At 72.8% G+C, this 13,301-nt stretch carries 14 protein-coding genes; 8 read left to right on the forward strand and 6 right to left on the reverse strand.

All coding sequences use genetic code 11. The features are described from left to right. Positions 1-556: 556 nt before the first annotated feature. Positions 557-2,032: an MFS transporter gene (locus tag L0P92_RS34555; protein ID WP_234767003.1), complete on the reverse strand. Its 1,476-nt coding sequence runs from the start codon at positions 2,030-2,032 to the stop codon at positions 557-559. A gap of 145 nt (positions 2,033-2,177) precedes the next feature. On the opposite strand from L0P92_RS34555, the gene L0P92_RS34560 reads away from it, so the two are divergent. From L0P92_RS34560 to L0P92_RS34570, 3 genes are all read left to right on the forward strand, one after another. Next, on the forward strand, positions 2,178-2,675 hold the full coding sequence (locus tag L0P92_RS34560) for a MarR family winged helix-turn-helix transcriptional regulator (RefSeq protein ID WP_234767004.1): 498 nt from the start codon (positions 2,178-2,180) through the stop codon (positions 2,673-2,675). 149 nt (positions 2,676-2,824) lie between these two features. Next, positions 2,825-3,568 (forward strand): response regulator transcription factor, encoded by a 744-nt coding sequence (locus tag L0P92_RS34565; RefSeq protein WP_234767005.1) that lies wholly within the window; start codon positions 2,825-2,827, stop codon positions 3,566-3,568. 79 nt (positions 3,569-3,647) lie between these two features. Beyond that, positions 3,648-4,178, forward strand: a complete 531-nt coding sequence (locus L0P92_RS34570; protein ID WP_234767006.1) for a MarR family winged helix-turn-helix transcriptional regulator — start codon at positions 3,648-3,650, stop codon at positions 4,176-4,178. Between the two features lie 15 nt (positions 4,179-4,193). Here the strand turns inward: L0P92_RS34570 and L0P92_RS34575 are convergent, their stop codons facing one another. Beyond that, positions 4,194-5,399, reverse strand: a complete 1,206-nt coding sequence (locus L0P92_RS34575) for an MFS transporter (RefSeq protein ID WP_234767007.1) — start codon at positions 5,397-5,399, stop codon at positions 4,194-4,196. A 54-nt stretch (positions 5,400-5,453) separates the two neighbouring features. Between L0P92_RS34575 and L0P92_RS34580 the strand changes: the two genes are divergently transcribed. The 4 genes from L0P92_RS34580 (at position 5,454) to L0P92_RS34595 (ending at position 9,560) form a co-directional block, all read left to right on the forward strand. After that, on the forward strand, positions 5,454-6,212 hold the full coding sequence (locus L0P92_RS34580) for an AraC family transcriptional regulator (RefSeq protein WP_234767008.1): 759 nt from the start codon (positions 5,454-5,456) through the stop codon (positions 6,210-6,212). A gap of 75 nt (positions 6,213-6,287) precedes the next feature. Continuing rightward, on the forward strand, positions 6,288-6,668 hold the full coding sequence (locus tag L0P92_RS34585; RefSeq protein ID WP_234767009.1) for a DoxX family protein: 381 nt from the start codon (positions 6,288-6,290) through the stop codon (positions 6,666-6,668). Beyond that, positions 6,665-7,123: a peroxiredoxin gene (locus L0P92_RS34590; RefSeq protein WP_273634137.1), complete on the forward strand. Its 459-nt coding sequence runs from the start codon at positions 6,665-6,667 to the stop codon at positions 7,121-7,123. The genes L0P92_RS34585 and L0P92_RS34590 overlap by 4 nt, the downstream gene beginning before the upstream one ends. Positions 7,124-7,223: 100 nt before the next feature. Beyond that, complete coding sequence (locus L0P92_RS34595) at positions 7,224-9,560, forward strand: ATP-binding SpoIIE family protein phosphatase (protein WP_234767015.1); 2,337 nt, start codon at positions 7,224-7,226, stop codon at positions 9,558-9,560. Here the strand turns inward: L0P92_RS34595 and L0P92_RS34600 are convergent, their stop codons facing one another. The 3 genes from L0P92_RS34600 to L0P92_RS34610 all read right to left on the reverse strand — a co-directional run bounded on the left by L0P92_RS34600 (position 9,561) and on the right by L0P92_RS34610 (position 11,596). Beyond that, complete coding sequence (locus L0P92_RS34600; protein ID WP_234767010.1) at positions 9,561-9,995, reverse strand: cupin domain-containing protein; 435 nt, start codon at positions 9,993-9,995, stop codon at positions 9,561-9,563. A gap of 101 nt (positions 9,996-10,096) precedes the next feature. Further along, positions 10,097-10,708 carry a DNA polymerase ligase N-terminal domain-containing protein gene (locus L0P92_RS34605; RefSeq protein ID WP_234767011.1) on the reverse strand — a complete coding sequence of 204 codons (612 nt, stop codon included), beginning with the start codon at positions 10,706-10,708 and terminating at the stop codon, positions 10,097-10,099. Positions 10,709-10,765: 57 nt separating this feature from the next. Further along, positions 10,766-11,596 carry an aldo/keto reductase gene (locus L0P92_RS34610; RefSeq protein ID WP_234767012.1) on the reverse strand — a complete coding sequence of 277 codons (831 nt, stop codon included), beginning with the start codon at positions 11,594-11,596 and terminating at the stop codon, positions 10,766-10,768. Positions 11,597-11,691: 95 nt separating this feature from the next. Here L0P92_RS34610 and L0P92_RS34615 point away from each other — a divergent pair, with 95 nt between their 5' ends. Continuing rightward, positions 11,692-12,756 carry a LacI family DNA-binding transcriptional regulator gene (locus L0P92_RS34615; RefSeq protein WP_234767016.1) on the forward strand — a complete coding sequence of 355 codons (1,065 nt, stop codon included), beginning with the start codon at positions 11,692-11,694 and terminating at the stop codon, positions 12,754-12,756. A gap of 48 nt (positions 12,757-12,804) precedes the next feature. On the opposite strand, the gene L0P92_RS34620 is transcribed toward L0P92_RS34615, so the two are convergent. Next, on the reverse strand, positions 12,805-13,301 hold a 497-nt coding region (locus tag L0P92_RS34620), incomplete at its 5' end, for a GH32 C-terminal domain-containing protein (RefSeq protein WP_234767013.1).

The following is a 13,301-nucleotide window of genomic DNA, read 5'->3' on the forward strand; positions in this document are numbered from 1 at the left end:
CGCCACTCACCCCGGCACCTCGCACTTCCGCTCGGCGGAGCCGCCTGCGGCCCGCTGGCCGACTGCCGCGCGCCGTTGGCCGCCCGCCGTCGGCTGCTCGTCATCAGCTGGCTGCGGGCCGTTCGCCGCTGGCTGCTCGCCACTCACCCCGGCACCTCGCACTTCCGCTCGGCGGAGCCGCCTGCTGGCCGCTGGCCGACTGCCGCGCGCCGTTTGCCGCCCGCCGTCGGCTGCTCGTCATCAGCTGGCTGCGGGCCGTTCGCCGCTGGCTGCTCGCCACTCCCCGGCACCTCGCACTTCCGCTCGGCGGAGCCGCCTGCTGGCCGCTGGCCGCCCGCCGCGCGCCATCAGCTGCCCGCGGCGGCCGACCATCGATGGCCGTCCGCCGTCTGCTGCCTGCCTTCGGCCGCTGCCCGCCCCTCGCTGGTCCACCGCCGCCTGCGGTCGGCTGCTCGCCACCCGGGCCGCCGCCCCGCCGGGCCGGCCGCTGGCCGTGCGCCGCCGGCAACCCATGGACCCGCCCGCGCGCCCGAAGCGGATCGGGGCCGACTCTCCCCTACCCGGCCTTGACCACCGCCCGTCCGGACTCCTCCTCGGCAGCAGTCCTGTGGGTGATCGAGGGCCGCTGCTTCGGGATGAGCGTGGCGAGTGCGAAGGCCAGTAGGGCCGCTCCGGCGCCGATGGCCATGACGATCTTGAAGCCGTTCTCCGAGGGAAGGGCGTAGCCGCCGAAGTCGGTGGTCATCTGGGCCAGGATGACGCCCGCGATGGCGCTGGCGAAGGACGTGCCGAGGGAGCGCATCAGGGTGTTGAGGCTGTTGGCGGCGCCCGTCTGGGACGGGTCGACGGCGCCCATGATCAGCGCGGGCAGCGCGCCGTAGGTGAAGCCGACGCCGGCGCCGATGACGCAGGACACCAGGATCAGATGCCAGACCTCGCTCATCAGCACGATGTTCAGCGCGTACCCGGCGGCCACGATCACCGCGCCGATCATCAGGGTGACCTTGGGGCCCCTGGCCCTGGTGACGGCCGCGGACACGGCGGACATGGCCATCATCACCAGCCCCTGCGGGGCCAGCACCAGACCGACGGTGAGCATCGACCGGCCGAGACCGTAGCCGGTCTGCTCGGGGAGCTGGAGCAGCTGCGGCAGCACGAGCGACATCGCGAACATCGAGAAGCCGAGCGCGACCGAGGCCAGGTTGGTGAACAGCACCTGCGGCCGGGCGGTCGTACGCAGATCGACCAGCGGCTGCCTCGCCGTCAGCTCCCACCAGCCCCAGGCCGGCAGGATCAGGACAGCGGCCGCGCCCAGGCCGAGGGTCGTACCGCTGGTCCAACCCCAGTCGGCGCCCTTCGAGACGGCCAGCAGCAGCGAGACCAGCCCGGCCGACAGACCGACGGAGCCGAGCACGTCGAACCGGCCGCCGCTCCGCGCCTTCGACACCGGTACGACGACCAGGACCAGCAGGAAGGAGAGCACACCGAGGACGGCGGAGGTCCAGAACAGGATGTGCCAGTCCCAGTTGTCCGCGATGAACGCGGCCGCGGGCAGCCCGAGCGCGCCGCCGACGCCGAGCGAGGCACTCATCAGGGCGGTGGAGCCGGCGAGACGGTCGGCGGGCAGTTCGTCCCGCAGGATGCTGATCCCGAGCGGTACGACCGCGGCCGCCAGGCCCTGAAGGGTCCGTCCGACGATCATCGGCACCAGCGAGTCGGCCAGCGCACACACCACCGACCCCGCCACCAGCAGCGCGATGCTCGTCAACAGCATCCGTCGCTTGCCGACCATGTCCCCGAGCCGCCCGACCACCGGCGTGGCCACGGCGGCGGCGAGCAGCGTCGCCGTCACCGCCCAGGCGGTGTCGGACGCCGACGCGTCGAGGAGTCTCGGCAGCTCCGGGACGATCGGGATGACCAACGTCTGCATCAGCGACACGACGATCCCCGCGAGGGCCAGCACCGCGACGATCGCGTTCGACGCGGCCGGCCTCCTCCCGGAGTCGGTGGGGCGGGCAAGTGCGTGGGACATGGGGGCCTCCGTAAAGGAACTTCATTACTTGACTTAGGCAAGCACAATCGGATTACTTAAGTCAAGCAAGCATTTGCGGTACGGTGGAGCCATGCCCCCACAGTCATCCGCAGCACCAGCTACAGCTCCGGCATCCACGGCATCCATGACCCCCGCGACGGAGTCCCCCGTCCCACCGGACATCGCGGAGATCGAGAAGTGCCTGACCCGCGTCAGCTACCTGGCGGGCCGGTCGAGACAGCACGAGTCCCTGATGGCCATGGCCGGTCTGACCCTCGACCGGGCCGCCGTGGCGATCCTGCGCCGCCTCGCCGAGTCCGAACCGATGCGGCCCGGTGTGCTGGCGGGGCTGCTCGCGGTGGAGGCGTCCCATGTCACGCGCCAGGTCCAGCAGTTGGAGCGGGCCGGTTATGTGGTCCGGGCCGCCGACCCGCACGACCGGCGGGCCCGGCGCATCGAACTCACCGACGCCGGCCGGGCGGCCGTGGACCGCTTCCGTGCGGCGAGCCGCGTCGGCATGCGCATGGCCCTGGCCGACTGGTCGGACGACGACCTCCGACGGCTGGCCGAGCTCTTCCACCGCCTGGTCGACGACTTCGTCACCCACGCCGAGGCGCCGGTCGACTCCCGCCCCACCGCCTGACGCCCAACCTCACTGACGCCCTGTCTCCGTATCCGTCAGCAGCGCATCGCCCACGGCCCCGCACACGACTCCCGCGGCCCCCTACGACCTCACAGCTCCGTACGACCCCGACCCCACAGCCCACACGGCCCCACACGAAGGGCGTCGCCATGAACGCGAACCTCTCGAACCCCCTGGAGAAACCCGAACCGCCACGCGGCGACGGACAGCGGGTCCTGGTCGTCGCCGACGATCCGGGGGACAGCGAACTGCTCAGCACCACCCTGGAGTTGGCCGGCTACCGGATCAGCCTCAGCGGCACCGGCGTCGAGGCCCTGACACGGCTCGGGCGGCGGCGCTTCGACCTGGTCGTCTTCGACACCGACGTCCCGGACGGGGCGCACTTCAGCAGGGAGCGCAGGTCCACCCTCCCGTACCGCCCACCCGTCCTGCTCCTCAGCGGATGCGACTCGCTGCACCGACTCGGGTCCGACCTCGGCCCGGGGGAGCGGGACTACGTCACCAAGCCGTTCCGGGTGGCCGAGGTCCTCGCCAGGATCCAGGTGCTGCTGCGCGGCACCCGCACAGGCCCGCCCCGAGGAAATCCCCTGCACTACGGCGATCTCGTGCTGGACGACACGGTGTGCCGGGCGCGACGCGGGACCCGGCCGCTCGACCTCACGCCCGCGGAGTACCGGCTGCTGCGCCACCTCCTGGTCAACGCGCACCGAGTGCTGTCCAAGGAGCAGATCGGCCGCGACGTCTGGGGCGACCACCGCGGTGACAACGCGATCGAGCAACTCGTGTCCCGGCTGCGCCGCAAGGTGGACCGTGAGGAAGGGGGCGCCCCGGCACTGATCCACACCCGCCGGGGCTTCGGCTACTGGCTGGGTCGGCCCGACATCGGTTCCTGACATCGACGGCGTGGCCGAAGCGCCGATGCCCAAGGTGCCAATTAGTTGAGTTACGCAATGAGATGGTAAAGTCGCCCCCATGTCCACACCTCCGCTCCCCGAACTCCCCGGCACTCCCGCGTCCCCGGAAGTGATCGAGATCGAGCGCGCGCTCACCCGGATCACCTACCTGAGCACCCGCGCCCGCCAGCACGAGCGGCTCATGGCCCTGGCCGGGGTCCCGCTGGACCGGGCCGCCGTGGCACTGCTGCGGCAGGTCGCCGACTCGGAGTCGCTGCGCCCCGGGGAGCTCGCGGGCCGGCTCGGTGTGGAGGCCTCGCACGTCACGCGCACGGTGCAGCAGCTCCAGAAGTCCGGCTACGTCACCCGCGTCCCCGACCCGAAGGACCGCCGCGCCCAGCGCATCGAGCTCACCGAAGCCGGCCGCGAGGCCATCGCCCGGGTCCGCGACGCCGGGGCACGCGGCATGCAGCTCGCCCTGGCCGACTGGACCCCCGAGGAGCTGCGGCAGCTGGCCACCCTGTTCCACCGCATGGTCGACGACTTCCTCGCCCACGCCGTCGACGAGGAGCCCGAACCGCAGACGACCGCACCGGCCGCGACCGCCTGACCGGAGCGGGAGCGATCACGCCGACGCCGCGCGAGGACGCCGGCCGGACGCGCCGGCCGCCGCGGAACCCCGCCCGGGCGGCGCCGGCTCCCGCAGCCCGCACAGCAGCAGCCGCCCCAGCACGGGCAGGGCGATCAGCGGGACCAGCGCTGTTCGCAGCGAGGTGGCGTCGGCCAGCGCCCCGACGACCGGGGTGGCGAGACCGCCCACACTCACGGTCAGCCCCAGCGTCACCCCGCTCGCCGTGCCCACCCGCCGGGGCAGATAGTCCTGGCCGAGGGTGATGTGCAGCGAGAACGGCACATACAGGCCGGCCGATGTCAGGGCGACGAACAGATACACCGACGGCCCCGGAACGAGCACCACTCCGGCCACCGCGAGCCCCGTCAGCACATAGGCGTGGCGTACGACCGTGAGCCGCCCGTACCGGTCGGCCAGCCGGCCCCCGGCCGCCGTGCCCACCGCGCCGCCGACGTAGAGCACACACAGCGCGGCCGTACCGGACACGTTCCCGCCCCCGGTGCGCTCACGGACGTACAGCGAGACGAAGGCGCTCAGGCCGACGAACACGATCGACCGGCACACGACGGCCCCCGACAGCCGCAGGAACGACCCCCAGTCGTCGGAGCCATCACCTTCGCCCTGACCGACGGGCGCGCCGCCGCCGGCAGCCGAACGGACCGCCGCGGCGCACAGGGCCGCCCCCACGACCGCGGGCACCATCAGCAAGGGAGAGGCCCCTAGGCCACCGGTGGCGACCACCGCCGTCACCAGCAGTGGGGCCAGCGCGAAACCGACGTTGCCGCCGAGGGAGAACCAGCCCATCGCCGTATGACTGCCGTGTGCGGCGGCGCGGGCCGCGCGCGCGGCCTCCGGGTGGTAGGCGGCGACCCCGATCCCCGAGACGGCGACCACCGTCAGCGTGAGCGCGTAGGAATCCACGACCCCGCTCGCCGCGACCCCCGCACCGCCCGTCAGCGCGCTCAACGGCAGCAGCCAGGGCATCGCCCACCGGTCGGTCAGCGCGCCGAACAGCGGCTGCACCACCGACGACAGCAAGGACGCGGCGAGGACGACACCTGATGCGGCGGCGTGGCTGTACGCGCGCTCGGCGACGAAGAAGGGGACGAGGGCCGCGACCGCGCCCTGGTACACGTCGACACAGGCGTGCCCCAGGGACAGCAGGGTGATGGACCGGTCGGGTCTGCGTTTGATGGACACCCTGCGATCGTCGCGGCGCCCGCACCTGGCCCGCTTTCGATAATCTGCCTTGTTGTGTCGAACATCCGCCACGACCCGACCGCGCCGACCCGCGCCCAGGTGCTGGCCGCCGGTGAACGCATCGACGCGCACCGGCACGACGACCACCAGATCGTCTACGCCGGCTCCGGAGTCCTCGCCGTCACCACCGACGCCGGAACCTGGTTCGCCCCCGGCAACCGCGCCATCTGGGTCCCCGCCGGCACCGTGCACGCGCATCGCGCCCACGGCCACCTCGACCTGCACCTGGTCGGCCTGCCCGCCGACGACAACCCGCCCGGTCTGCACGCCCCCACGGTCCTCGCCGTCAGCCCGCTCCTGCGCGAGCTGATCCTCGCCTACACCCGCGACCCGGCCGACGACAGCCCCGAACGCCGCCGACTGCTCGCCGTGCTCCGCGACCAGCTGCGCGCATCGCCCCAGCAGCCGCTGCGCCTGCCCACCCCGAAGGATCCCCGGCTGGCCGAGGTCTGCGCGCTCGTCCACGCCGACCCCGCCGACACGCGCACCCTCGCCGCGCTCGGCGCCGCGACCGGCGCCGGCGAGCGCACCCTCAGCAGGCTCTTCCGCCGCGAGTTCGGCATGACCTTCCCGCAGTGGCGCACCCAGTCACGCCTCTACCACGCCCTGCGGCTGCTCGCCGAGGACACACCCGTCACCACCGTCGCCCACCGCTGCGGCTGGTCCTCCGCCAGCGCCTTCATCGACGTCTTCCGCCGCTCCTTCGGGTACACGCCGGGAACCCACAACCACCGCTCGTCGCACGGCCGATGAACAGATCAGGGGCGGGTGGCAGGCCCTCGCCTACCCTCCGGTAGCATCCGGCGCCAGGCCATCCAAGGAGGATCCGTGCCCCGGTCCCAACGCTCACCCCTACTGCTCGCCGGCCTGCTGGCCACCGCGGGCGCAGCGCACTTCGCCGTCCCCCGCCAGTTCGACGCGACCGTGCCGCGCTCCCTGCCCGGAACGCCCCGGACCTGGACGTACGCCAGTGGCGTCGCCGAACTCGCGCTGGCGGCGGGACTGGCGGCACCGCGCACCCGCAAGGCCGCCGCGCTGGCCACCGCGGCCTTCTTCGTCGGTGTGTTCCCCGCCAACGTGAAGATGGCCGTCGACTGGCGGCACCGCCCGACCCCGCAGAAGGCCGCCGCGTTCGGCCGGCTGCCGCTCCAGATCCCCCTGGTGCTGTGGGCCCGGGGCGTCGCGAAGAACGCGGAGGGCCGGGCATGAGCGCACAGCTGAAGACCGGCGACAAGGTCGAGGACTTCGCCCTGCCGGACGAGACCGGCACCACCCGCAGCCTCACCGAGCTGCTTGCCGAGGGGCCGGTGGTCCTTTTCTTCTACCCCGCCGCCCTCACCCCCGGCTGCACCGCCGAGGCCTGCCACTTCAGGGATCTCGCCGCCGAGTTCGCCGCCGTCGGGGCACGGCCCGTCGGCATCAGCGCGGACACGGTCGAACGCCAGCAGGAGTTCGCCGACCGCCACACGCTGGGCATGACCCTGCTCTCCGACACCGACGGCACGGTCCGGGAGCAGTTCGGCGTGGCACGCGGCTTCTCGCTGGCCCCCACCAAACGGGTCACCTTCGTCATAGGGCAGGACCGCACGGTCCTGGAGGTCGTCCGCAGCGAACTGCGGATGAACACCCACGCCGACCGGGCCTTGGCCGCACTGCGCAAGTGAGCGCCCCGGCCCCGGCCGCCCGAGCGGTAGGGGTCCGGCAGGTGTAACCGTCGTGCCGTCGCGGTTGATGCGGTGCGGCGGAGGATCCATGCTGGACGACATGGAGCGCGTCTCCGCCGTGGCGATCCTCGACGCCCAGGGAGTGGTCAAGGGGTGGAGCGAGGGTGCCCGGCGGGTGACCGGCCGCACGGCCGAGGAGGTCGTGGGACGGCCCGCGCGGGACCTGCTCGCCGCGGAACCCTCACCCGCCGACCTCACCACGCTGACCGGCACCGTCACCCTGCGCCACCGCGACGGCTCGCCTGTGCTCCTGGTCGTGCGGGCGCACCTCGTGCTGGCCGCGGACGGCGAACCCGACGGCTATCTGCTCACCGGCGAACCAGCCGGAGACCAGGAACCCGACCTGGGCGAGCAGGCCTTCCAGCAGGCCTCCATGTCGATGTCCGTCTTCGACACCGACCAGCGCTACCTGCGGCTCAACGACGCCGCCTGCCAGGTGATGGGCGTGCCCGAGGACGTCCTGATCGGCCGGCACTTCCCGGAGACCGTGGAGGACGCCGAGCACAGCCGCGGCTTCCACTGGCATCTGCGCCACGTCGCCGAGACGGGCCGACCGAGCCGCTACGAGAGCTTCACCGGAGCCCCCGCCCTCAACCGGGAGCACGCCTGGAGCATCGAGATGTGGCCGGTCCGGGGCGCCTCCGGCGAGGTCCTCGGCACCGCCCTCGCGGCGTTCGACAGCTCCGACCAGTACTGGGCACGGCAGCGGCTGGCCCTGCTGAACGAGGCGGCCGCCGCCATCGGCACCACCCTGGACGTGGTGCGCACCGCCGAGGAACTCATCGGCATCGTCGTGCCCCGGTTCGCCGACTTCGCCAGCGTCGACCTGTTCGACTGGGTCCTCGGCGCGGACGAGCCGCCGGCCCTGGCCGGCACCGACATCGCCCTGCGCCGCGTCGCCCACGGATCCGGCACCGAAGGCACCCCGGAAGCCGCCGTACACCTGGGCGAGGTGGACTACTACCCGCCGTTCTCACCGCCGGCGCGGGCGATCATGGAAGGCCGGGTGATGCAGAGCCAGGCGGGCGAACCGGCTTTCATGCGATGGGTCGCCGAACGCAACGCCCGCGCCCCGGAGGGCCGACCGCACCGCGTGGGCGCCCACTCGATGATGGCGGTGCCGCTGCGCGCCCGGGGCACCACGCTCGGGGTCGCCGTGGCCGTGCGCATCAGACAGTCGGACGACTACGGCGAGGACGACGCCGTCTTCGCCGAGGAACTCGCCAGCCGGGCCGCCGTCTGCATCGACAACGCCCGCCGCTTCGCCCGCGAGCGCACCACCGCTCTCGCCCTCCAGCACAACCTGCTGCCCCGGGGCCTGTCCGGTCAGGCGGCCGTCGAGGTGGCCCACCGCTATCGGCCGTCCGGATCGCAGGCCGGCATCGGCGGCGACTGGTTCGACGTGATACCGCTCTCCGGCGGCCGGGTCGCCCTCGTCGTCGGTGACGTCGTCGGACACGGCATCCCGTCGTCGGCCACCATGGGCCGCCTGTGCACGGCCGTACGCACCCTCGCCGACGTGGACCTGCCGCCCGACGAACTCCTCACCCACCTCGACGACCTGGTCACCCACCTCGCGGGCGACGACACCGACGAGGTCGCCGAACTCGGCGCCACCTGCCTCTACTCCGTCTACGACCCCGTCACCCGCCGCCTCGGCCTCGCCGCCGCCGGCCATCCACCACCGGCCCTGGTCCTGCCCGACGGCACCACACAGGTCATCGAGATGAACGCGGGACCACCGCTCGGCGTCGGCGGGCTGCCGTTCGAGGCGATGGAGGTGGAACTGCCCGAGGGTTCGCTGGTCGCCCTGTACACCGACGGTCTCATCGAGGACCGCGACCGCGACATCGACCACGCCACCGCCGAACTGTGCCGCGCGCTGACCGCGCCCGCCGAGTCCCTCGACGCCCTCTGCGACACCGTGCTCAAGGCCGTGCTGCCGGAGGACCCCAGCGACGACGTGGCCCTGCTGCTGGCCCGCACCCGGGCCCTGGGCGCGGACCGCATCGCCACCTGGGACGTCCTGCCGGACCCCGAGCACGTGGCGGCCACCCGGCAGGCCGCCACCGACCAACTGACCGCATGGGGGCTGGACGAGGCGTCCTTCGTCACCGAACTCGTCGTCAGCGAACTCGTCACCAACGCCATCCGCTACGGCGCCCCGCCCATCCAGCTCCGCCTGATCCGCGACCGCACCCTCATCTGCGAGGTCTCCGACGGCAGTTCCACCTCGCCGCATCTGCGCCGGGCCCACGCCTACGACGAGGGCGGCCGCGGACTGCTGCTCGTCGCCCAGCTCACCCAGCGCTGGGGCAGCCGGCAGACCGGCAGCGGCAAGACGATCTGGGCGGAACAGTCGCTGCCACCGGTGTGATCACTCGAAGGCGCAGCCCGGGTTGGGCACGTCCTCGGAGAACGGCGCGCCGTGCGGGAGTATGTAGAGCACCTCCAGGACCAGCGTGGTGTCGCCCAGGTTCCGGCCCAGGTGGACATCGCTCGGCCCGCCCGGCTCGCGCACCACGGTGCCCCGCGGATAGACCCCGTCGAGGGCGCAGTCGGAGTGGTAGTGGCTGAGCGTGCCCTCCTTGACGTATCCGTACACGGGACCGTCGTGGTAGTGCCAGCCGGTGGCCTGACCGGGCGGCACCGTCACCTCGCGCAGAACGTAGTCGGTGTCGCCGACGGTGGTCAGGCTGATGGTCCGGCCGGTGACACCCGGACCGGGCGGCGTCGCCTGGGCGGGACCGCCGACGAGGACGGTGGCGGTGGCGACGGCGCCGGTGAGGACGGCACGGAGTGCGGTGCGCATACGGGGAGCCTCCTGGGGGACATGGGTTCCGCCGCGAACATAGAGGCAGACAAGCCCAGTTGGGGGCGGAACCCGAAGATCCGCAAGACGCTCAGGCAACCTCACCTTTCGTCGCCGTCCGCCGCGACCTGGGCCAGCGTGCGACCGGACCGTACCGACCGCGCCCGGTGCGGATCGGGTGTGCCGTGGCCGCGGGCCCGGCCCTCGCGGGACTTCACCAGCAGCCACGCCTCCCGGTCGCCGTCCTGCCCGCCGCGGATGCGGGTGAGGGCGTACTCGCCGTGCAGCTTCGACCCGCTCAGCCGGAACGTGGCATGACCGCGCTCGATCGACTCCCCGAAGTCGACGGGCCGCCCCTTGCGGTCGTGACTGAGCGGCTCGTACGTCCCGTTGTCCCAGACGATCACCGTGCCGCCGCCGTACTCGCCCTTCGGGATCACACCCTCGAACTCCTCGTACTCCAGAGGATGATCCTCGGTGGGCATGGCCAGCCGCTTGTCCTGCGGGTCGTCGGAGGGGCCCTTCGGCACCGACCAGGACTTCAGCACGTCGTCCACCTGGAGCCGGAAGTCGAAGTGCAGCGTGCTGGCGTCATGGATCTGCACCACGAACCGCGGCCGGTCGCCCGAGGCGGACCCACGGCCCTCCGGCTCCCGGGTCCGCCCGAAGTCACGCTTTCCCCGGTAGTCCCGCAACCGGTCCTTCTCACCCACGAGCGTCTCCTTCCCGAGCGCCCCGAGTACCCGGCGGCGGCGCCCGCGACGCACGGATCAGAACTCCTCGTGCACCTCGGGGTCGCCGCCGACGCGCCGGTGGGCGCGGTCCGCGACGGCCGTCATCTGGGCGGCGGTCAGTTCGAAACCGAAGACGTCGAGGTTGGCGCGCTGCCGACCCGGATCGCTCGACTTCGGGATCGGGACGGCGCCCAGCTGGACGTGCCAGCGCAGCACGACCTGCCCCGGCGTCACCCCGTGCGCCTCGGCGACCGAGCCGACCACCGGGTCGTCCAGCAGGTCCGTGCCCCGGCCCAGCGGGCTCCAGCTCTCGGTGAGGATGCCCGTGTCGGCGTGGAAGGCGCGCAGCTGAGCCTGAGGGAAGTAGGGGTGCAGCTCGATCTGGTTGACGGACGGCAGGACCCCGGTCTCCTTGCCCAGCCGCTCGATGTGCTCGGCCGTGAAGTTGGAGACGCCGACCGAGCGGACGAGACCGTCCTCACGCAGCTTGACCATGGCCTTCCAGGAGTCCACGTACTTGTCGACGCGGGGGAGCGGCCAGTGGATGAGGTACAGGTCCACATGGTCCAGGCCGAGCCGGGCGCGGGACTCCTCGAAGGAGGCGAGGGTCTCTTCGTAGCCGTGGTGCCGGCCGGGGAGCTTGGTCGTCACGACCACCTCCTCGCGCGGCACGCCACTGCGGGCGATGCCGCGGCCGACGCCGGTCTCGTTGCGGTAGTTCGTCGCCGTGTCGACGAGCCGGTAGCCCAGCTCCAGGGCGTCGACGACCGCCTGCTCGGCCTGCGTGTCGTCCATCGGCCAGGTGCCCAGGCCGATCGCGGGGATCGTCGTACCGTCGTTGAGCGTGTGCAGCGGGATGCTGATCACTGTCGGACCTTCCCTCGACTGTGCCGTACACCCAGCGTCACGGATAGGGTGAGGATCGATCAACCGGACGGGTGGGGATGAGGGCAGCGGACGGCATGGGCGGCACCGACGAGAAGCAGCCGACGGGAACGGGACGGCCCACGTCACGCGACGTCGCCCGGCTCGCCGGGGTGTCCCACACCGCGGTCTCCTTCGTCTTCAACGGCCGCGCCGAGGGCAACCTCTCACCCGCCACCCAGGAACGCATCCGCCAGGCCGCCGCCCAGCTCGGCTACCGGCCCGACCCCGTCGCCCGCGGCCTGCGCCGCCGCCGTACGGCCGTGATCGGCCTGGTCACCGACGAGATCGCCTCCTCGCCGTTCGCCGGCCGGCTGCTGCGCGGTGCCATGGAGACCGCCTGGGGCAGCGACCACCTCGTCCTGACCATCGACTCCGGCGGCGACCCGGCCAAGGAGGACGCCGCCGTCGCCGAACTCCTCGACCGACGCGTCGACGGCATCATCTACGCCGCCATGTCCCTGCGCCGCGTCCGCGTCCCCGAGGGCCTGCACCGCACCCACTCCGTCCTCGCCAACTGCCTGCCCGAGGACGACTCCCTGCCCGCCGTCATCCCCGCCGAACGCGCGGGCGGCCGTACGGCGGCCCGGCTGCTGCTGGACAAGGGGCACCACAGGGTCGCCATGGTGGGCGGCCAGGACGACCTCGCCTCCGTCGACCGCCTGCGCGGCTTCCGGGACGCGCTGCGCGCCGAGGGCATCACCGTCCCCAAGGAGTGGGTGGTCCGCACCGGCGGCGAGATCGCCGGCGGCTACGAGGGCGCCATGCGCGTCCTCGACGGCACCCCCGCCGACCGGCGCCCCACCGGCCTCTTCTGCTACAACGACCGCGTCGCGGCCGGCGTCCTGCACGCCGCTACCCGGCTCGGCATCACCGTCCCCGACGACCTCTCGGTGGTCGGCTACGACGATCAGGAACACATGGCCGAGTTCCTCACCCCACCCCTCACCAGCGTCGCCCTGCCCCACCGCGCCATGGGCGAAGCAGCCGCGAGGCTCCTCCTGGACGCCATCGACACGGGCCGCACACCACCGGCCACGGTCCGGCGCCTGGCCTGCCCGGTGATCACCCGCGCTTCGGTGGGACCGGCTCCGGGACCGTGAGGGTGCCGGGGTGGCGACTTTCGCGCCACGTGCACGTGTGCCCGGTGGTCAGCCGTCTGTGGGCGCGACCACCTCCCAGCCGGTGACCGTGATCTCGGAGCCGCCGGAGACGGCGAGTTCGGCCGTGTCGTCCGGGCGTCGGTAGATCCGCTCGGTGATCGTGGCCCGGTCGCCGATGAACAGTTCGAGGAGCGAGCCGTCGACGAGGATGCGTACCTTGTCGGCCGGTGCGCGCACCACGATCGGTGCCGAACCTTCGGGGCCGGTGCGGGGCCAGTCGGCGCGGTCGAGCGTGACCGTGCCCTCGTCCGGGTCCAGTACGACCGTCAGCCGCGCGCCCGAGGCCGACCGCAGGAGGCTCACGGTGGTGCGGTCGGACGCGGTGACGGTCAGGTCGTAGGACGGCGGGAGCGGGGTGCGTCGACCCGGTGCGGTGACGAACGGGGCGGCCGCGCGCAGCAGTTCGAGCTCCGGCGCCGGTACGACCCTCAGGGAGCCGTCCGGGTGTACGTCCACCTCCCTCGGCGCGGTCAGGACTCCCGCCC

This window comes from Streptomyces muensis, assembly GCF_021474425.1.
GTDB lineage: Bacteria > Actinomycetota > Actinomycetes > Streptomycetales > Streptomycetaceae > Streptomyces > Streptomyces muensis.